This window comes from Bradyrhizobium sp. LTSPM299, from assembly GCF_000938235.1.
GTDB lineage: Bacteria > Pseudomonadota > Alphaproteobacteria > Rhizobiales > Xanthobacteraceae > Bradyrhizobium.
This window is the reverse complement of sequence record NZ_JYMU01000043.1, coordinates 36,388-55,377: the sequence shown is the minus strand read 5'-3', so window position 1 is coordinate 55,377 and position 18,990 is coordinate 36,388. Positions and strand designations below refer to the sequence as shown.

Here is an 18,990-nt window from a genome sequence, read left to right as displayed (position 1 = left end):
CGCCAGCGCTACTGCCGCTTCAGCGCCTCCTCGACAAAGCTCGCGGCCGCCAGCGCCTGCGCGTCGGCGCCGAACTTCGCGATCACGGTCACACCAACAGGCAATCCGCCCTCGGCAACGAGCGCCGGCACGTTGACGCAGGGCACACCCATCAAGGTCCAGAGCCGGTTGTAACGGGGATCGCCGGTCGACGCCAAACCCGCAGGTGCTGCGCCCGGCGCCGACAGCGTCAGCAGCACGTCGACCTCGTCGAAGATGGCGGCGAGCGCCCGCCGCGCCCGCAGGGTGACGTCCATCGCGGCATCGTACTCGGCGGGCGTGCCGCTCTTGCTCTCGTCGAGCCGGCCACGCAGCAGCGGCGGCATCGCATCATAATTCTGCCCGTACTCCCAGGCCAACGACTGATGCGCCTCGAACTCCTGCACGATGGGATGGATGCGCCACGCCTCCGCGACGATCTCCGGCATCGCTAGCTCGCGCACCAATGCGCCAGCCTTTTCCGCCGCACGCGACGCCTTCTGCAGCGCCGCCGCGCCCGACGCCTCCGGTGCGTCGGCAAAGGCCTGCGTCACCACGCCGATCCGCGGCGCTGCAACGCTCGCCGGCACCAGCAGCTCCGGCCGGTGGGTCATCGCCGATAGCCCGGCCGCGACATCGCGCACGCCGGCGCCGAACAGCCCGACCGTATCGAGGGTCCACGAGAAACATTTCACGCCGACCGTCGGCAGCAGCCGATAGCTCGGCTTGATCGCGGCGACGCCGCAGAACGAGGCCGGCCGGATCACCGAGCCGCCGGTCTGTGTCCCCAACGCCAGCGGGATCATCCCGGCGCCTACCGCCGCCGCCGAGCCGGCCGACGATCCACCCGGCGTATGGCCATGATTATGCGGATTGAGCGTCGCGGTCGGATCGTTCGCCGCGAACGCCGTGGTCGTGGTCTTGCCGACGATGGTGGCGCCGGCGCGCTTCAGGGCCATCACGACCGGCGCATCGGCGCGCGGGCGATTGCCACGGTAGATCTGTGCACCCATTTCGGTCGGGAAATCGGCGGTATCGATAATGTCCTTGATGCCGACCGCGATGCCGCGGAGCGGCCCGGACGATTGCGCGCGGGCGTTCGCATCGGTGCGGACGAAGGCGCCGATGGTCTTGTCCTGCGCGCCGATCGCCTCCAGCGATTGGCCGATGGCGGTATCGGGCGAAAGCGCGCCCCGTTCGATGCGTTGCTGAAGGTCGGCAAGTGAGATCATGGGCACTGCATCCTGCTGCTATCCGCCGTTTGTACGCAGCGGTTCGCGTGCGGGCAAGCCAATGGGCCGGTTGATCGCAATCTCCGGTTGGGCCAAGCTGCACCTCGCATGCATGACCGCCCGCACAAAATCTCCGACGCCGAACGGCTCAACCGCCTCAGATTGATCCGCTCTGACAATGTCGGCCCGCGCCGTATTATGGCGCAAACGCCACAAGGGGTCCTGCATGACTCGGGGCGGATCCACTACCTGAAGTTTCAGGGAATCCCGCCCATAGGCTAGGATGGCCGGGGGGATTCCCATGCGTGAATACGTTAAAGTGCTTCCTTTGGGGTTGCTGCTGCCTCTTGTCATTGGAGCGGCTTCCGTGAAGCCCGGTCAACTCAAGACAGGCCACCCTCAAATCCAAATTAGGCCACGAGTGTCGGAAACAGGCCAGTACCCAGCACTAGAGCTTTAGATTTAGGAAGATATGGCACTTCGATTTGTGATCGAATTTTTTAAATGCGCCGCAATCGTAGTTGCTATGACGCTGGGAACGGCCCTTGCGGCTGAGATGGTGGTATTCGCTCTATCCGACCGGGATGTAAGTGGCGCCTTTGGTTCTGGTCTGGCCGGAACTGCTGGCGGCGTGGTTGGCTTGGTCCTCGCCGTCGTGATCGTCCTTAGGCGATTTGCCGATGTCTAAGATTGATCGGACCCTTGTGGCGTTCGCGCCATAATACCGGGCCCGCGCACTTTTGCATCGCTGCTCCGCCATTTCGGCGATGCGGCGAGCGCGCTGGAGCGGCTGCCCGATCTCGCGCGCCGCGGCGGCGCATCGGGACCGGGGCGCATCTGAAGCGAGGCGGACGCCGCCGCCGAACTCGCCGCCTGCGAAAAGTTCGGCGTCGATCTCGTCGCGCCCGATGAAGCCCCCTATCCGCCGTGCCTTGCCGCCATCGACGATGCGCCGCCGCTGCTCGGCGTGCGCGGTGCGATCGATGTGCTGACGCGGCCGATCATCGCGATCGTCGGCTCGCGCAACGCCACCGGCGCCGGACTGAAATTTGCAGGCACCCTCGCGCGCGATCTCGGCGACGCCGGCTTTATCGTGATCTACGGCCTTGCCCGCGGCATCGACCAGGCGGCGCATCGCGCCAGCGTCGCCAGCGGCACGGTCGCGGTGCTCGCCGGCGGCCACGACCGGATCTATCCGCCGGAGCATACCGACTTGTTGACGGCGCTGCTCGACCAGGGTGCTGCGATCTCCGAAATGCCGCTCGGCCATGTGCCGCGGGCGCGCGACTTCGCCCGCCGCAACCGGCTGATCTCGGGCGCTTCACTCGGCGTTGTCATCGTCGAGGCCGCGCATCGCTCGGGCTCGCTGATCACCGCGCGGATGGCGGCCGAACAGGGCCGCGAGGTGTTTGCCGTGCCGGGCTCGCCGATCGATCCGCGCGCCGCCGGCACCAACGACCTGATCAAACAGGGCGCGACCTTGGTCACCGAAGCCGCCGACGTCATCAACGCCGTCGCACCGATCATGGAGCGGCCGATCATGTTGTCCGCGCGCGAAGACGACGATCCGCTGGATTTTTCCACCGGCGCGCCCGACCGCGACAGGATCATCGATCTGCTCGGCCCGACCCCGATCAGCCTCGACGATCTGATCCGGATGGCGGATGTATCGCCCGCGGTTGCACGCGCGGTGCTGCTGGAGCTCGACCTAGCCGGCAAGCTCGAGCGCCACGGCGGCGGACTGGTGTCGATGATTTAGCTTGGAGTCCGCCTCGCCCCGCTTGCGGGGAGAGTCAGCCGTGATTCCGCCCGTCGAACCGCGTGCGCGCGCCCTCGATCTCCGGCAGATGCGCGAAGGCCCATTGGCCGAGCGCCTTCACCGGCTCCGCCAGTCCGCGACCAAGATCAGTCAATTCGTAATCGACCCGCGGCGGAATGGTCGGGAATATCGTGCGCGTCACCAGGCCGTCGCGCTCCAGCCCGCGCAAGGTGAGCGTCAGCATCCGCTGCGAGATGCCGGCGATTGTGCGCTTGAGTTCGTTGAAGCGCCGTGGCCCGTCGATCAGCACCATGATCACGAACACGCTCCATTTGTCGCCGACCCGCGCCAGCACCGAGGCCACCGCGCGGCAATCGCTGTGGTCACCTGCCGGTCCCGGCAGCGGCGGCAGGGCAGGCACACGGATGTTCTCGGGTCTCATTGCTGTGCTCTGGTTTCAAAAATGTGCGTTCTTGCGGAGATTTACGACAGTCACTCATATAGCGCCAGTTACAAATATATACCAAAGGTGACACCTGCCATGAAACTCCTGCATCTCGATTCCAGCGTCCTCGGCCCCCACTCCGTTAGCCGCCAGGTCTCCGCCGCCGCCGTCGAGCGGCTGCGCCAGGCCAATCCCGGCCTCGCCGTGACCTATCGCGACCTCTCCACGGCCCCGCTTGGCCACCTCACTGGCTCCCACCTCGCCGCCGGCCAGGGTGCCACGCCGGAACCGTCGCTGCGCGACGACATCGCTGCCGGACAAGCCGTGCTGGACGAGTTCCTGGCCGCCGATATCGTCGTGATCGGCGCGCCCATGTACAATTTTACGATTCCGAGCCAGCTCAAGGCCTGGATCGACCGCGTCGTGGTTGCGGGCAAGACCTTCAAATACGGCGCTAATGGCGTCGAGGGGCTGGCCGGCAACAAGCGCGTCATCGTCGCGATCTCGCGCGGCGGCTTCTACGGCGCCGGCACACCGATGGCCGTGCTCGAGCATCTCGAGACTTATCTGCGCGGGGTGTTCGGCTTTATCGGCGTCAAGAATCTTGTATTCATCTCCGCGGACGGCATCCAGATCGGCCCTGAGCATCGCGAAAAGGCCGTCGCCGGCGCGCTGCTGGCCGCAGGCAGCCTGAACGCAGCCTGACGCCAAAAATGCCCGCCGTCGCTTCGGCGACGGCGGGCTGTCAGGTCGACGAAGTCAGAACCAGGCGCCCTGGATTCCGCAAATCACGGCGACGAGTGAAATCAACAGACCGATGCCTGAAAACAATGCGATCGTGACAAGCTGAGACGTATCTGAACTTTCGGAGGCGGATGAGACCGGAACCGATGTCGGGATGGGGGCAGATTTTGGCGCAATTGCTTTGGGCATGATGGCAACTCCAAATGAATCTGCACTGAAAAAATCCCGGCCCATTCAGGAGTCCCGGTGGTCGGTCAAAGGTTCAATTGATTTGGCTCGCGCGACCCTACATGCGCAAATGTTCAGCCGGCGTGATGCGGATCACACCGGCTGATTTTATATTAAGCGATGATTCAGCCGCGATAGATCGGCGCGCCCGCAGGCGAGGCCGTCGCACCGCCATCGACGAACAGTTCCTGCCCCTGCAAATGCGCTGAATCGTCCGAGGCCAGGAACAGCACCGTCTTCGAAATGTGATGGGGTTCACCCATGCGCCCGAGCGGCGTGGTCTTGCCGATCCGCGCCTCGAAGATTTTTTCGGCTTCCGGCGTCGCGGTCGCGGCGCCCCAGATCGGTGTGCGTACCGCGCCCGGCGCCACCACATTGACGCGGATGTTGCGCGGCGACAGTTCCGAGGCCATCACCCGCGCCATCGCGCGCACGCCGGCCTTGCTCGCCGCATAGGCGGAATAACCGGGATTGCCGAGCACCGAGATCACCGAGCCGTTGAGGATGATGGACGCGCCGTCGTTGAGATAGGGCACAGCCGCCTGCACCGTGAAGAACACGCCGGTGAGGTTGGTCCGGATCACGTTCTCGAACGCCGCAAGCGTGGTGCCGCCGAGCGGCGTCTGCCCGGGAATGCCGGCATTGGCGAACACGACGTCGTATTTGCCGAATTTCTCCGCACCCTGCTTCACCGCGGCTTCGAGCGCCGCGACGTCGGTGGCGTCGGCCACCACCGCAAGTCCGTTCGGCCCCAATTCCTTCGCCGCGGCCCCGAGCGTTTCCTTGTTGCGCCCGGTGATCACGACCCTGGCGCCTTCGGCGACGAACAGCTTTGCCGTCGCAAGGCCAATGCCGCTATTGCCGCCGGTGATCAACGCCGTCTTGTTTGCGAGTCTCACGTCCGCCTCCTCAGTGGTTGCATTATTAAACTTCATTGCCTAACTAGGATATCTGGTTTAATATTGCAACTACACAAGGCCGTGATGATCGAGCATGATCCGGAAAAGTGTGAAGCGGTTTTCCGAAGAGATCATGCTCAAACAAGAAGCTTTCCGGAGACCTCGCGTGAAACGAACCAGTCTTGCAGGTGACGGTTGCCCGGTCGCACGCGCGCTCGACGTGTTCGGCGACTGGTGGTCGCTGCTGATCATCCGCGACGCCAGCCTCGGCCGGCGTCGCTTCGGCGAATTCCAGGAGAGCCTCGGCCTGGCGAAGAACATCCTCGCGAGCCGGCTGCGCACGCTGGTCGAGCGTGGCATTCTGAAGATGGTCCCCGCCTCCGACGGCAGCGTCTACCAGGAATATGTGCTGACGCCGAAGGGGCGCGGCATCTTCCCGATCCTGGTCGCGCTCCGGCAATGGACCGAGGAGTTCGACGAGCATCCGGACGAGATCGCAACGATCATGGTCGACCGCGACACCGGCAAGCCGGTGAAGAAGCTCGCGCTGTATTCGCAGGACGGCCGCATGCTTGATGCCGGCGCAATCACGCTGAAGCCGCGGCCGGCGAAACGCAAACGCGTAAGCGCATAGCGTTGCTCTGTGCCCGCATAACCCGGATCACTGAGTTGCCCGACATGGCAAGCCCTCCCGCGAAAGCTCGGGCAAATCATGTCGCGAGAATGCGAGGCTGCGTCCCATCCACGGCTGTCATCGCCCGGCCTGTACGCAATTGCGCACATGGGACCGGGCGACCCAGTACGCCGCGGCCCATCGGCTCAAGCACAGGCGCCTCTGGAATACTGGATCGCCCGCTTTCGCGGGCGATGACACCACCTCACGACAGTTTCCGCCTGCTCCGCACCCGCATCTGTTCGTCGGCTTCCAGCCGCGCCATCGCAAGCAAGTGGTCGAGCACCCTGAATTTGTTGCGCTGGGCCAGTCCGGCGAGTTGGGTCGCGGCTGCTGCGATCAGGACCAGGGCGTCATCCGGGCTGCCCTCGCCACGTGTATCGTCGTCCGCCGATCGACGCCGGCCGGACGCTTTGCGCTTCCGGCCGCCTTCTGTCCTGCTCAAGAAGGCTACTTCCCCTGCACCTGTGTAAAGAGAGATACGCTGTTTCCGGCCGCAACTCTAGGGCGTATTTTTCAACTCTGGGGATAGGATTCTGACACCGAAAACTGCCCCTTCAATATCTGTCGATTTGACAGGGACCGCCCCAGCACCCATGTTCGCCCCGACATGGCGGACCGCGAGTCTAGCGGAACCGACCTTCAAATTTTCCTGTAAACCATTGGAATGACATGAATATCGTCATTGTGGAGTCGCCGGCCAAGGCCAAGACGATCAACAAATATCTGGGGTCCTCCTACGAGGTCCTGGCGTCGTTCGGCCATGTTCGCGACCTCCCGGCCAAGAACGGATCGGTCGATCCGGACGCCAATTTCCAGATGATCTGGGAGATCGATGCCAAGGCCGCCGGCCGGCTCAACGATATCGCCAAGGCGCTGAAGGGCGCCGACCGCCTGATTCTCGCAACCGACCCTGATCGCGAGGGCGAAGCGATCTCCTGGCACGTGCTTGAAGTGATGAAGGAGAAACGCGCGCTGAAGGACCAGAAGGTCGAGCGCGTGGTGTTCAACGCCATCACCAAGCAGGCGGTCACCGACGCCATGAAGGCGCCGCGCCAGATCGACGGCGCGCTGGTCGACGCCTATATGGCGCGCCGCGCGCTGGACTATCTGGTCGGCTTCACGCTCTCCCCCGTGCTGTGGCGCAAATTGCCCGGCGCGCGTTCGGCGGGCCGCGTGCAGTCGGTCGCGCTGCGGCTGGTCTGCGACCGCGAGCTCGAGATCGAGAAGTTCGTCCCCCGCGAATACTGGTCGCTGGTCGCCACCCTACTGACGCCGCGTGGCGATGCCTTCGAAGCGCGCCTGGTCGGTGCCGATGGCAAGAAGATCCAGCGCCTCGACATCGGCACCGGCGCGGAAGCCGAGGATCTCAAAAAGGCGATCGAGGCCGCGCTGTTCAAGGTCGCGACCGTCGAGGCCAAGCCGGCGCGGCGCAACCCGCAGGCGCCCTTCACCACCTCGACCTTGCAGCAGGAGGCCAGCCGCAAGCTCGGCTTCGCCCCGGCGCACACCATGCGCATCGCGCAGCGTCTTTATGAAGGTATCGACATCGGCGGCGAGACCACCGGCCTCATCACCTATATGCGTACCGACGGCGTCCAGATCGATCCGTCCGCCATCACCCAGGCCCGCAAGGTGATCGGCGAGGACTACGGCAACGCCTATGTGCCGGATGCCCCGCGCCAGTACCAGGCCAAGGCCAAGAACGCCCAGGAAGCGCACGAAGCGATCCGCCCGACCGATCTGTCGCGTCGCCCGGCCTCGATCGGCCGCCGGCTCGATGCCGACCAGGCGCGGCTCTATGAGCTGATCTGGAAGCGCACCATCGCAAGCCAGATGGAATCGGCGGAGCTCGAGCGCACCACCGTCGATATCGAAGCCAAGGCCGGCGCCCGCACGCTGGAGCTGCGCGCCTCGGGTCAGGTCATCAAGTTCGATGGCTTCCTCGCGCTCTATCAGGAAAGCCGCGACGACGAGGAGGACGATGAGTCCCGCCGCCTGCCCGCGATGAGCGCGGGCGAGGCCGTGAAGCGCCAGAGCCTTGCCGTCACCCAGCATTTCACCGAGCCGCCGCCGCGCTTCTCGGAAGCTTCGCTGGTGAAGCGGATGGAAGAGCTCGGCATCGGCCGTCCCTCGACCTATGCCTCAATCCTGCAGGTGCTGAAGGACCGCGGCTACGTCAAACTGGAGAAGAAGCGGCTGCACGGCGAGGACAAGGGCCGCGTTGTGGTCGCGTTCCTGGAAAACTTCTTCTCGCGCTACGTCGAGTACGACTTCACCGCCGATCTGGAGGAGCAGCTCGACCGCGTCTCCAACAACGAGATTCCCTGGCAGCAGGTCCTGAAGGATTTCTGGACCGGCTTCATCGGCGCCGTAAACGACATCAAGGACCTCAGGGTCGCCGAAGTGCTCGACGCGCTCGACGGCATGCTGGGCCCGCACATCTACCCGCCGCGCGCCGATGGCGGCGACGTCAGGCAGTGCCCGACCTGCGGCACCGGCAAGCTCAATCTGAAAGCCGGCAAGTTCGGCGCCTTCGTCGGCTGCTCGAACTATCCGGAATGCCGTTACACCCGTCCGCTCGCGGCCGACAACGCCGAGAGTGCCGACCGCATCCTCGGCAAGGACCCCGAAACGGATCTCGATATCGTGGTGAAGGCCGGCCGGTTCGGTCCCTACATCCAACGCGGCGAGCAGAAGGATTACGCCGAAGGCGAGAAGCCGAAGCGCGCGGGGATTCCCAAGGGCACCTCGCCCGGCGATGTCGACCTCGAGCTTGCGCTGAAACTGCTGTCGCTGCCGCGCGAGATCGGCAAGCATCCGGAGACCGGCGAGCCGATCACGGCCGGCCTCGGCCGCTTCGGACCGTTCGTCAAGCATGAGAAGACCTATGCCAGCCTCGAGTCCGGCGACGAGGTGTTCGACATCGGGCTGAACCGCGCTGTCACGCTGATTGCGGAGAAGGTCGCCAAGGGCCCGAGCGGCCGCCGCTTCGGCGCCGATCCCGGCAAGCCGCTCGGCGATCACCCCTCGCTCGGCGCAGTCGCGCTGAAGAACGGCCGCTACGGCGCCTACGTCACCGCTGGTGGCGTCAACGCGACGATCCCGAACGACAAGACGCCCGACGAGATGACGCTTGCCGATGCGATCGTGTTGATCGACGAGCGCGCCGCCAAGGGCGGCGGCAAGAAGGTCAAGAAGACGAAAGCCGCGAAGCCGGCCAAATCAGCGAAGCCTGATGGCGACGCCGAGGCCAAGCCTGCCAAGAAGGCCGCGGCGAAGAAGTCCGCCGCAAAGCCGAAATCTGACGCGATCAGCAAGGCGCGCGCTCCGGTCTCGTCAGCCGCCAAGACCTCGGCCGCGAAGCCCGCGGCACCAACCAAAGCACCCGCGAAGAAGAGCGCCGGCAAGGCAAGAGGATAAGTGAAACCAAAACACGACCATGGCTTTCCGGCCCGGGACGCCATCGTCGCTTTCATTCGCGCCAATCCAGGCAAGGTCGGTACCCGCGAGATCGCCCGCGAGTTCGGCCTGAAGAACGCCGACCGCGCCGAGCTGAAGAAGATCCTGCGCGAACTCGCCGACGACGGCACGGTCGCCAAGCACGGCCGCAAGATCCTTCAGCCGGCCGCACTGCCGCCGACCGTGCTCGCCGACATCACCGGCCGCGACAGCGATGGCGAGCTGATCGCCACGCCCGCCGAGTGGGACTCGGAAGACAACGGCCCCGCACCTAAAATCCGCATCGAGACCCCGCGGCGCCCGAAGCCCGGCACCGCCGCCGGCGTCGGCGACCGCGCGCTGCTACACGTCGATGTATCAGACGAACGCGACGGCACGCCCTACCGCGGCCGCGTCATCAAGGTGATCGACCACACGAAGAGCCGCATCCTCGGCATCTTCCGCCGCAACCCTGACGGCGGCGGACGACTGATCCCGGTCGACAAGAAGCAGGCCGGCCGCGAGCTCAACATCGCCAACGCCGATACCGGCGGCGCCGAGGACGGCGATCTCGTCAGCGTCGATCTGGTGCGCAGCCGCGGCTACGGGCTCGGCTCCGGCCGCGTCAAGGATCGCCTCGGCTCGCTGTCGAGCGAGAAGGCGATCAGCCTGATCGCGATCCACACCCACGACATTCCGCAGGTGTTCTCACCCGCCGCGATCCGCGAGTCCGAGGAGGCAAAACCCGCGACGCTGCAGGGCCGCGAGGACTGGCGCGATGTGCCGCTCGTTACCATCGATCCGCCGGACGCCAAGGATCACGACGACGCCGTGCATGCGGAGCTGGACGGAGATCCGAACAACAAGGGCGGCTACATCGTCCATGTCGCGATCGCCGACGTCGCCTTCTATGTGCGGCCCGACTCGGCGCTCGACCGCGATGCGCTCCAGCGCGGCAACTCGGTCTACTTCCCCGACCGCGTGGTGCCGATGCTGCCGGAGCGGATCTCCAACGATCTGTGCTCGCTGGTGCCGGGCGAGCCGCGCGGCGCGCTCGCGGTGCGGATGGTGATCGGCGCCGACGGCCGCAAGCGCTCGCACACCTTCCATCGCGTGCTGATGCGCTCGGCCGCGAAACTCAACTATGCGCAGGCGCAGGCCGCGATCGACGGCAGGCCGGACGACACCACCGGCCCCCTGCTCGATCCGATCCTCAAACCGCTGTGGACGGCCTACGCGCTGGTCAAGCTCGCACGCAACGAGCGCGACCCGCTCGACCTCGATCTGCCCGAGCGCAAGATCCTCTTGAAACCCGACGGCAGCGTCGACCGCGTGGTCGTGCCGCAGCGGCTGGATGCGCACCGGCTGATCGAGGAGTTCATGATCCTCGCCAACGTCGCTGCTGCCGAGATGCTGGAGAAGAAAAGCCTCCCGCTGATCTATCGTGTGCATGACGAGCCGAGCCAGGAGAAGGTTCACAATCTCCAGGAATTTCTGAAGACGCTCGACCTGCCCTTCACCAAATCCGGCGCGCTGCGGCCCGCACAATTCAACCGCGTGCTGGCGCAGGTCTCGGGCGAGGATTACGAGCCGCTGGTCAACGAGGTGGTGCTGCGCTCGCAGGCGCAGGCGGAATATTCCGCCGAGAATTACGGCCATTTCGGATTGAACTTGCGCCGCTATGCGCATTTCACCTCGCCGATCCGCCGCTACGCCGATCTGATCGTGCATCGCGCGCTGATCCGTGCGCTGGGCCTCGGCGAAGGCGCGCTGCCGCAGGACGAAACGCTGGAGACACTCGCCGAGATCGCGGCGCAAATCTCCGTCACCGAACGCCGCGCCATGAAGGCCGAACGCGAGACTGCCGATCGGCTGATCGCGCATTTCCTCGCCGATCGCATCGGCGCCACCTTCCAGGGCCGCGTCTCCGGCGTCACCCGTGCCGGCCTGTTCGTGAAGCTCGATGACACCGGCGCCGACGGCCTGATCCCGATCCGCACCATCGGCAGCGAATATTTCAACCATGACGAAACCCGCCACGCGCTGATCGGCTCGCGCAGCGGAACCATGTACCGGCTCGGCGACGTCGTCGACGTGCGCCTGGTCGAGGCAGCTCCAGTGGCGGGCGCGCTGCGGTTTGAGCTATTATCTGATGGTCAGGCCATTCCGCGTGGCGGAAGACGCGGGCGCGATGGCGCAACGCCCGAGCGGCGTGTCACGGGACCTGCCAAAGGATTTGCCAAAGGATTTGCCAAGGGATTTGCCAAGGCGGATCACGGAAAGAATGCGCGCAACAAGAAGGGCGGCAAGCCGGGGAAGCAAAAGCCCGGCAAATCGAAACGAGGCAAGTGATGGAAACGGTGACCCCATCAACGGTTGTCTGGACCCGCGATACCACGCAGCCCGAGAAGCGCGACGTATGGACTGCGATGAAGCGCGGCTTCCGCGGCCGCTGCCCGCGCTGCGGTCAGGGCAAACTGTTCCGCGCGTTCCTCAAATGCGATGGCCGCTGCCCGGTCTGCGACCTTGATTTCACGCCACATCGCGCCGACGATTTGCCCGCCTATCTCGTCATCATCATCGTCGGCCATATCGTGGTCCCGACCGCACTGTGGATCGAGACCGATTATTCGCCGCCGGTGTGGCTGCAGCTTTCGATCTATTTGCCATTCACGCTGTTCGCATCGCTGGCGCTGCTGCAACCGGTGAAGGGCGCCGTGATCGGGCTGCAATGGGCGTTGCGCATGGGTGGCTTTGACGAAAATGCCCCTAGCGACACCCCTCCGGTCTAGCTAAACCGGACGACAAGAAGAACCTGATGGGGATGAAATGACTGAAGCTACCGCCGCCGTCCAAGAAGGAAAAGAAGCCGATCATCATCCCTACTTCCGGCCCAAGGATGCAGCGACGCTGATCCTGATCGATCGCACCAGTGCGAAGCCGAAAGTGCTGGTCGGCAAGCGCCACGACAACGTCGTGTTCATGCCGGGCAAATATGTTTTCCCCGGCGGGCGCGTCGACAAGGCCGACAACCGCGTTCCCGTCGCAGCATCAATCACGCCCGAGCTCGAAGCCAATCTGTTGAAGGGCAGCCCGAAGATCACGGCCGGCCGTGCGCGCGCGCTCGCCAATGCCGCAATCCGAGAGGCCTGCGAGGAAACCGGTCTCTGCCTCGGCCGCAAGGTCGAGAAGCCTGCAAAACTCGACGGCCCGAAACTTGAAGGTCCCTGGGCGCCATTCGCCGAAGCCGGCCTGCTGCCTGATCCCTCAGGCCTGTTCCTGATCGCGCGCGCGATCACGCCGCCCGGCCGCGTCCGCCGTTTCGACACCCGCTTCTTCACCGCGGATGCCTCGACGATCGCGCACCGCGTCGAAGGCGTCGTGCATGCCGATGCCGAACTGGTCAAGCTGGTCTGGGTCGAGATCGGCTCCGAGCCGCTCGCCGATGCGCACGCCATGACCAAGAACGTGCTCGCCGAGCTCGACCGCCGTCTCGCCACCGGCCCGCTCCGCCACGACGCGGCCGTGCCGTTCTTCCATTTCTACGGCGGCAAGATGCAGAAGGATGTGCTCGGGGCGTAGATGTCTAGCTCGTCATTCCGGGGCGGCGCGAAGCGACGAGCCCGGAATCTCGAGATTCCGGGTTCTCGCTTCGCGAGCCCCGGAATGACAGTGTCGGGAGAGCACGCAAAAACAAAATAATCTTCCCAATGGCGCGTCGTGCACGGCCTCCCTATCTGTTCCGCTAACGACATCAACGACGGAACGGGGCAATGGCGAAGCGTCAACTCAAGCTCGGCGCGTTCATGCGGCCGGTCAGCATCCACACCGGCGCCTGGCGCTATCCCGGGGCCTGGCCGGACGCCAATTTCAACTTCGGCCACATCAAGCAGCTGATCCGCAAGCTGGAAGCCGGCAAGTTCGACGCCTTCTTCATGGCCGACCATCTGGCCGTGCTCAATATGCCGGTCAATGCGCTGAAGCGCAGCCACACCGTGACCTCGTTCGAGCCGTTCACGCTGCTGTCGGCGCTGTCAGCCGTCACCGAGCATATCGGCCTGATCGCCACCGGCTCGACCACCTTCGACGAGCCCTATCACATCGCCCGTCGCTTTGCCTCGCTCGACCACATCTCCGACGGCCGCGCCGGCTGGAACATCGTCACCACGTCCAATCCCGATGCGGCGCTGAATTTCGGCCTCGACGACCACATGGAGCATGCCGAGCGCTACAAGCGCGCCCGCGAGTTCTATGACGTCGTCACTGGTCTCTGGGATTCCTTCGCCGACGACGCCTTTGTGCGCGACGTCGAGTCCGGGCTGTTCTTCGATCCCGCAAAGATGCATGTGCTCGATCACAAGGGCAAATATCTCTCGGTGCGCGGTCCGCTAAATATCGCCCGCCCCGTGCAGGGCTGGCCCGTGATCGTGCAGGCCGGTGCGTCCGAGGACGGCAGGCAGCTTGCGGCCGAGACGGCGGAGGCCGTCTTCACCGGCGGCGGTAGCCTCGCAGATGGACAGAAACTCTATGCGGACATCAAGGGCCGCATGGAGAAAATCGGTCGCGATCCCGAGCATCTGAAAATCCTGCCCGGCGCCTTCGTCGTGGTCGGCGACAGCGTCGAGGAAGCCAAGGAGAAGCGCGCGCTGCTCGACAGCCGCGTGCATTATGAGAGCGCGATCGCGTCGCTCTCGGTGATCCTCGGCACCGACGCCTCCGGCTTCGATCCTGACGGGCAGTTGCCGCCGATTCCCGAAACCAACGCCAGCAAGAGCGGCCGGCAGCGCATGGTCGACGTCGCCGCGCGCGACAAGCTCACCGTGCGCCAGCTCGCCCAGCGCGTCGGCGGCTATGGCGGGCTTGCCTTCGTCGGCACGCCGCAAACCATCGCCGACCAGATGGAGGAATGGCTGACGGGCCGCGGCAGCGACGGCTTCAACATCATGTTCCCCTATTTGCCGCAGGGACTGTTCGAGTTCGTTGACAGGGTGGTGCCGGAACTGCAGAAGCGCGGGATTTTCCGCAAAGAATACGAGGGCAAGACGCTGCGCGAGAATTTGGGCCTGCCGCGGCCGAAAAACCGGTTCTTCGAGGGTTAATTGGCCGGAATCGCTGCTGTTTCGGCCGGGAAATCCTTGACTTTGGGCGGTTTGCGGCTAGTTTCCCGGCCAAACGCGGGCCGATTTGGCCGGCTCCCGATATCCCTGCATTTTCGAGGTTTTGCACATGGCCAAAGCGGTCACCATCAAGGTCAAGCTCGTGTCGACGGCCGATACCGGCTTCTACTACGTCGCCAAGAAGAATTCGCGCACCATGACCGACAAGCTGGTCAAGAAGAAGTACGATCCCGTGGCGCGCAAGCACGTCGAGTTCAAGGAATCCAAGATCAAGTAAGATCGCTGGACGCTGATCTCAAAACGGGGCCTTCGCGGCCCCGTTTTTGTTTTGCAGTCGCGCGTCATCCCCTATGCTTCCGAGGCCTTCCAAGGCAGGCCCGGGCGTAGGGTTCACATGAGCGCAACCTTGCAGGAAGGACACGTCGGTGGCTACTCGGTCGCCTACGGGCGCGAGGACACCTACTTCCCCGTCTACGTCACGGCGGCGCTGGCCGCGATCTTCGTCACGGCCACATGGATCACGGGTGCGCTTTATTGGCTTGTGCTCGCCGCGGCGGCAGCCGGTTTCACCTACTACAACATCCCCTTGCTGGAAGCTGGCCGCCCGACCATTGGCGCCAACCAATATGGCATCTTCATCCAGGCCTTCGGGCTGATCCGGTGGCGGGCCATCGAACGCATCGATCTCCTCGAGATCGCCGAGCGCGCGATGACCGTCCATGAGCTGCAGATCGCGCTCAACACGCCGCTCGGCAGCGCGCTCGTCGCCGACTGGCGCAAGCGGCCGGCCTATCGCCTGCTGATGCGGCTGCCATGGCGGATGGATCACCGTGGCGTGGTGCGCATCAGCCTCGAGCCGTTCGACCGCGCGCCCGATGAAATCCACCGGACGTTCCTCAGAATGTGGCGCTACTACCGGAGCTAACGGCCGCCGCAGGCACGCGCTATCCGTGCCCAGCGCCGCCTCAACGGCGAGCGCCGGGAAGGTGCAGACACGACGGAGCCCCGGGCGTCCCTGGCATCGACCCGTTCCAGTCTTTGACCTTCACAGCCGCCGAATGCCTCATCGCGCAGATGCGCATCCGCGATGCGCGCATCGGGATTGTGTGTGATGGTCATGAACCAAACGAGGCTGAAGAACAGCGACCACGCTGTGTTCCAATAGAACCAGTTCATGGGACTACCTCGAACAGCTTTGAACCGCGGGGCCGGCAGCAATCGCCGGCTCCGCGGAATGCCGCCCCAGTGCTACTGCACGACTTCACCATGCAGCGCGAGGTCGAGACCCTCGCGCTCGATGTCCTGCGTCACGCGCAGGCCGACGAAGAGATTGATCACGTACAGGAGGATCAGGCTCACGACGGCATCATACACGAATACGGTTGCGACGCCGATACACTGATTGACGAACTGACCGGGGTTTCCCTCCAGAACGCCCGCCGTTCCACCATATTGCTCGACCGCGAACACCCCGGTCAGCAGCGCGCCGACGATGCCGCCGATTGCATGGACGCCGAAGCAATCCAGCGCGTCATCATAGCTGAACATCCGCTTCAGCCCGGTGCATCCCCAGTAGCAGAACACACCCGCGCCGATGCCGATGGCGAAGGCGCCGACCGGCCCGACAAAGCCGGAGGCCGGCGTAATCGCAACCAGGCCGGCGACTGCGCCCGAGCAGATGCCGACGACGGTCGGCTTACCCTTCAGCGCCCACTCCACCAGCATCCAGGTGAAGCCGGCAACGGCGGTGGCGATCTGCGTCACCAGCATGGCCATGCCGGCCTGCATCCCTGCCGTCACGGCGGAGCCGGCGTTGAAGCCAAACCAACCAACCCAGAGCAGCGAGGCGCCAATGAACGTCAGCACCATGTTGTGAGCCGGTCCTGTGTCGGCGCGCTTGCCGAGCATGATGGCGCACATCAGCCCGGCCACACCAGCATTGATGTGCACCACGGTGCCGCCGGCGAAATCGAGAACCTTGACATAGGCGGCATCGTTGCCCGCGGAAAATATCCCGTCAGGTCCCCAGACCCAGTGCGCGATCGGTGCGTAGACGAGAATGGCCCAAAGGCCGATGAACCAGAGCATCGCGGAGAATTTCATGCGCTCGGCAAACGCACCGGCAATCAGCGCCGGCGTGATGATGGCGAACGTCATCTGGAAGCAGATGTAGACACTCTCCGGAATGGTCGCAGCAAGCGGATTGGGATTGCCGATCCCGCCCTTGCCGATGTCGCTCAGGATGTCCTTGAGGAACATGCGGTCGAGGCCTCCGATGAACGGAGTGCCGGCACGAAATGCCAGGCTGTAGGTCACAACGGCGAACAGAATCGTGACCAGGCAGGTGACGGCAAAACTGGTCATCACGGTGTCGCCGACATTCTTCTTGCGCACCATGCCGCCGTAAAACAGGCCCAGACCCGGAATCGTCATCATCAACACGAGTGCGACGGATGTGAGCATCCACGCGGTGTCGCCGGAATTTGGTGTGCACTTCTCGAGGATCTTGCCGCCGCAAACCGGCGGCGCTGCGTCCTCAGCCAGCGCAAGATCGCTGAACAGCAGGTACAGCAACGCTACTCCCAAGAGAGCAACCACGATTCTCACGAGCTTTTGGCGCGTGTATGTCCTTAACTCCATCATCTTCCTCCCATCGCAAGTGATGTCAGTGTTCGGAATTGCCTGATCGGGCTCTCAAGTGTGCACATGCGCATCTCGCTCGTGCTGGCGAGCGGCGCGGTCACGGCCTGTCCGGTTCTCGGGGTATTTCGAGGCGCCACAATGCGCGCGGCGGTGATCGCGGAGGTCGCGGCAGCATGAAGTCCGACATGAGGCACAAGGGCCTCTTGCTCGGCGGCGCGGCAAAAGCCGTCGGGCTCGGATGGCCGGAGATTGACGGCGACCAGCCTCATGGCGGCCAGCCTTTCCCTTGGGTCCCCAAGCCGGAAACCTCAGCGATGGTTTCCGCCTCCATTTATTAGCCAGAATCAATCAAGAATCATGCCATCGACGACGGCGAAACAACCTATTGAAAATGTTATAAGTTCAATGCCAACGGAGAGCGCCCCCGGCGATCCCTTGCATGTTATTGCAGCAATCGACTGATTGAAAAATAGGCTGAGATCGACGGCTGCCATTTCATGCGGCAACCGCCGAATTCGTTTGGATCAGCAGCTAGGCCGTCCTGAGCACCGGCGGCTGCGAGGGCCGGATCAGCGCGAACGCCACCTGGATGATACCGCCGGCGAGGCCAAGTGCGACGCCGATACGCCAGGCCATGGTGTAGGAGCCGAGCGTGTCATAGATCAGCCCTCCTCCGTAGGCGCCGAGGAAGCTGCCGATCTGGTGGCTCATGAAGGCAAGGCCCTGGATCATCGCCTGCCAGCGCAGCCCGAACATCTCGGCGACGGCGCCTGCGACCAGCGGACCGACGCCCATCCACAGGAAGCCCATGATGGCGCCGAACAGCAGCGTCGAGGCCGGCGTCGCCGGCAGCATGAAGTACCAGGCGAGCGCCAGCGAGCGCAGGATGTAGATCCCGCCGAGCAGCGCGAGCTTGTTCCAGCGCTGGCCGGCCCAGCCGAAGAACAGCGAGCCCAGCACATTGAAGCCGCCGATCATGCCGAGCGTCTGCGCGCTCAGCATCGGATCGAGGCCGCAGATCGCCAGATAGGACGGCAGATGCGTTGTCAGGAAGACGAGTTGCATGCCGCAGACCAGGTAAGCGCAGGTCATCACCACGAAGGATGCGTTGCTGAAGGCGGTCTTCACCGCGGTCGCAGCTGTGGCGTTGCCGATATCGTCGGCGGCGGGCTTCGGCAGCGGAATGTTGTCGACGCGGCCGGCGTACCAGGCGGCCGGGATCATGAACACCGACAGCACCACAAAGGCGGCGAGCCCGATGCGCCAGCCGAATCCTTCATTGAGCATCTGGCCGATCGGCGCCGACAGCAGCGCACCGAGCGAGCCCGCGGCGGAGACGATGCCGAGCACGGTCGAGCGCACCGTCGCAGGTACCGCGCGCGCGGCAACCGACATCGCGATCGCGGCCGCGGTGCAGGCGAGCGAGGTGCCGATCAGCACGCCGCCGCCGATCATGACACTGACCAGGCCGTGCGCGGTCGTCATCAGCGCAAGGCCCGCGATGTAGAGCAGCGCGCCGACCACCATGATCGGACGGAAGCCGTAGCGCACCGTCATCGCACCGGCGAGCGGCTGCAGAAAGCCCCAGGCGAGGTTCTGCACGGCGAGCGCGAGCGTGAAATCGGACACCGAGATGTGGATGTCGTGGGTCAGCGGCTGCAGGAAAATGCCGAGGCTCTGCCGCAGCCCCATGCTCAGCGTGAGCATGATGGAGGCGCCAATCAGGATCGGAAGCGTGGGACGCAGGATCTGCAACAGGGGCATTGTTTTTGTTCTCCCGTTTCGGCGCGG

General features: G+C 64.5%; 18 protein-coding genes and 1 pseudogene. 12 read left to right on the top strand and 7 right to left on the bottom strand.

The window, feature by feature from the left end; all coding sequences use genetic code 11:
- Window positions 1–8: 8 nt before the first annotated feature.
- Window positions 9–1,250 (bottom strand): amidase, encoded by a 1,242-nt coding sequence (locus UP10_RS21210; protein ID WP_044589229.1) that lies wholly within the window; start codon window positions 1,248–1,250, stop codon window positions 9–11.
- Window positions 1,251–1,358: 108 nt separating this feature from the next.
- Here UP10_RS21210 and UP10_RS46715 point away from each other — a divergent pair, with 108 nt between their 5' ends.
- On the top strand, window positions 1,359–1,532 hold the full coding sequence (locus tag UP10_RS46715) for a hypothetical protein (protein ID WP_502692227.1): 174 nt from the start codon (window positions 1,359–1,361) through the stop codon (window positions 1,530–1,532).
- A 439-nt stretch (window positions 1,533–1,971) separates the two neighbouring features.
- Window positions 1,972–3,009: pseudogene (gene dprA, locus UP10_RS21195) on the top strand (DNA-processing protein DprA); the annotation flags it as partial.
- 34 nt (window positions 3,010–3,043) lie between these two features.
- Here the strand turns inward: dprA and UP10_RS21190 are convergent.
- A complete protein-coding gene (locus UP10_RS21190) occupies window positions 3,044–3,451 on the bottom strand; it encodes a winged helix-turn-helix transcriptional regulator (protein WP_044589226.1) in 408 nt (135 codons plus the stop codon).
- Window positions 3,452–3,550: 99 nt separating this feature from the next.
- Between UP10_RS21190 and UP10_RS21185 the strand changes: the two genes are divergently transcribed.
- A complete protein-coding gene (locus UP10_RS21185) occupies window positions 3,551–4,159 on the top strand; it encodes an FMN-dependent NADH-azoreductase (RefSeq protein ID WP_044589225.1) in 609 nt (202 codons plus the stop codon).
- Between the two features lie 54 nt (window positions 4,160–4,213).
- Here the strand turns inward: UP10_RS21185 and UP10_RS43195 are convergent, their stop codons facing one another.
- Both UP10_RS43195 and UP10_RS21180 read right to left on the bottom strand, forming a co-directional pair.
- Complete coding sequence (locus UP10_RS43195; protein ID WP_082070388.1) at window positions 4,214–4,432, bottom strand: hypothetical protein; 219 nt, start codon at window positions 4,430–4,432, stop codon at window positions 4,214–4,216.
- A 119-nt stretch (window positions 4,433–4,551) separates the two neighbouring features.
- Entirely contained in the window at window positions 4,552–5,325 is a 774-nt protein-coding gene (locus UP10_RS21180; protein ID WP_044589312.1) for a glucose 1-dehydrogenase, read from the bottom strand.
- Window positions 5,326–5,491: 166 nt separating this feature from the next.
- Here UP10_RS21180 and UP10_RS21175 point away from each other — a divergent pair, with 166 nt between their 5' ends.
- On the top strand, window positions 5,492–5,959 hold the full coding sequence (locus UP10_RS21175) for a winged helix-turn-helix transcriptional regulator (RefSeq protein ID WP_245321801.1): 468 nt from the start codon (window positions 5,492–5,494) through the stop codon (window positions 5,957–5,959).
- 244 nt (window positions 5,960–6,203) lie between these two features.
- On the opposite strand, the gene UP10_RS21170 is transcribed toward UP10_RS21175, so the two are convergent.
- On the bottom strand, window positions 6,204–6,443 hold the full coding sequence (locus UP10_RS21170; protein ID WP_044589224.1) for a hypothetical protein: 240 nt from the start codon (window positions 6,441–6,443) through the stop codon (window positions 6,204–6,206).
- A gap of 227 nt (window positions 6,444–6,670) precedes the next feature.
- Here UP10_RS21170 and topA point away from each other — a divergent pair, with 227 nt between their 5' ends.
- The 7 genes from topA to UP10_RS21135 all read left to right on the top strand — a co-directional run bounded on the left by topA (window position 6,671) and on the right by UP10_RS21135 (window position 15,481).
- On the top strand, window positions 6,671–9,421 hold the full coding sequence (gene topA / locus UP10_RS21165) for a type I DNA topoisomerase (RefSeq protein WP_044589223.1): 2,751 nt from the start codon (window positions 6,671–6,673) through the stop codon (window positions 9,419–9,421).
- Window positions 9,422–11,791 (top strand): ribonuclease R, encoded by a 2,370-nt coding sequence (rnr, locus tag UP10_RS21160; RefSeq protein WP_044589222.1) that lies wholly within the window; start codon window positions 9,422–9,424, stop codon window positions 11,789–11,791. It begins immediately after the preceding gene.
- Window positions 11,791–12,231: a DUF983 domain-containing protein gene (locus tag UP10_RS21155; RefSeq protein WP_044589221.1), complete on the top strand. Its 441-nt coding sequence runs from the start codon at window positions 11,791–11,793 to the stop codon at window positions 12,229–12,231. The genes rnr and UP10_RS21155 overlap by 1 nt, the downstream gene beginning before the upstream one ends.
- 37 nt (window positions 12,232–12,268) lie before the next feature.
- Window positions 12,269–13,021 carry an NUDIX hydrolase gene (locus UP10_RS21150; RefSeq protein ID WP_044589220.1) on the top strand — a complete coding sequence of 251 codons (753 nt, stop codon included), beginning with the start codon at window positions 12,269–12,271 and terminating at the stop codon, window positions 13,019–13,021.
- A 191-nt stretch (window positions 13,022–13,212) separates the two neighbouring features.
- A complete protein-coding gene (locus tag UP10_RS21145) occupies window positions 13,213–14,538 on the top strand; it encodes an LLM class flavin-dependent oxidoreductase (RefSeq protein ID WP_044589219.1) in 1,326 nt (441 codons plus the stop codon).
- Between the two features lie 127 nt (window positions 14,539–14,665).
- Window positions 14,666–14,833 carry a 50S ribosomal protein L33 gene (rpmG, locus tag UP10_RS21140; protein ID WP_027537094.1) on the top strand — a complete coding sequence of 56 codons (168 nt, stop codon included), beginning with the start codon at window positions 14,666–14,668 and terminating at the stop codon, window positions 14,831–14,833.
- A 117-nt stretch (window positions 14,834–14,950) separates the two neighbouring features.
- Window positions 14,951–15,481: a hypothetical protein gene (locus tag UP10_RS21135; RefSeq protein WP_044589218.1), complete on the top strand. Its 531-nt coding sequence runs from the start codon at window positions 14,951–14,953 to the stop codon at window positions 15,479–15,481.
- Window positions 15,482–15,804: 323 nt separating this feature from the next.
- Here the strand turns inward: UP10_RS21135 and UP10_RS21125 are convergent, their stop codons facing one another.
- Window positions 15,805–17,199 carry an ammonium transporter gene (locus UP10_RS21125; protein WP_050043764.1) on the bottom strand — a complete coding sequence of 465 codons (1,395 nt, stop codon included), beginning with the start codon at window positions 17,197–17,199 and terminating at the stop codon, window positions 15,805–15,807.
- Between the two features lie 173 nt (window positions 17,200–17,372).
- On the opposite strand from UP10_RS21125, the gene UP10_RS44475 reads away from it, so the two are divergent.
- Entirely contained in the window at window positions 17,373–17,537 is a 165-nt protein-coding gene (locus UP10_RS44475; protein ID WP_156180195.1) for a hypothetical protein, read from the top strand.
- A gap of 193 nt (window positions 17,538–17,730) precedes the next feature.
- Here UP10_RS44475 and UP10_RS21120 read toward each other — a convergent pair whose 3' ends face one another.
- A complete protein-coding gene (locus tag UP10_RS21120; RefSeq protein WP_044589217.1) occupies window positions 17,731–18,963 on the bottom strand; it encodes an MFS transporter in 1,233 nt (410 codons plus the stop codon).
- Window positions 18,964–18,990: the final 27 nt, after the last annotated feature.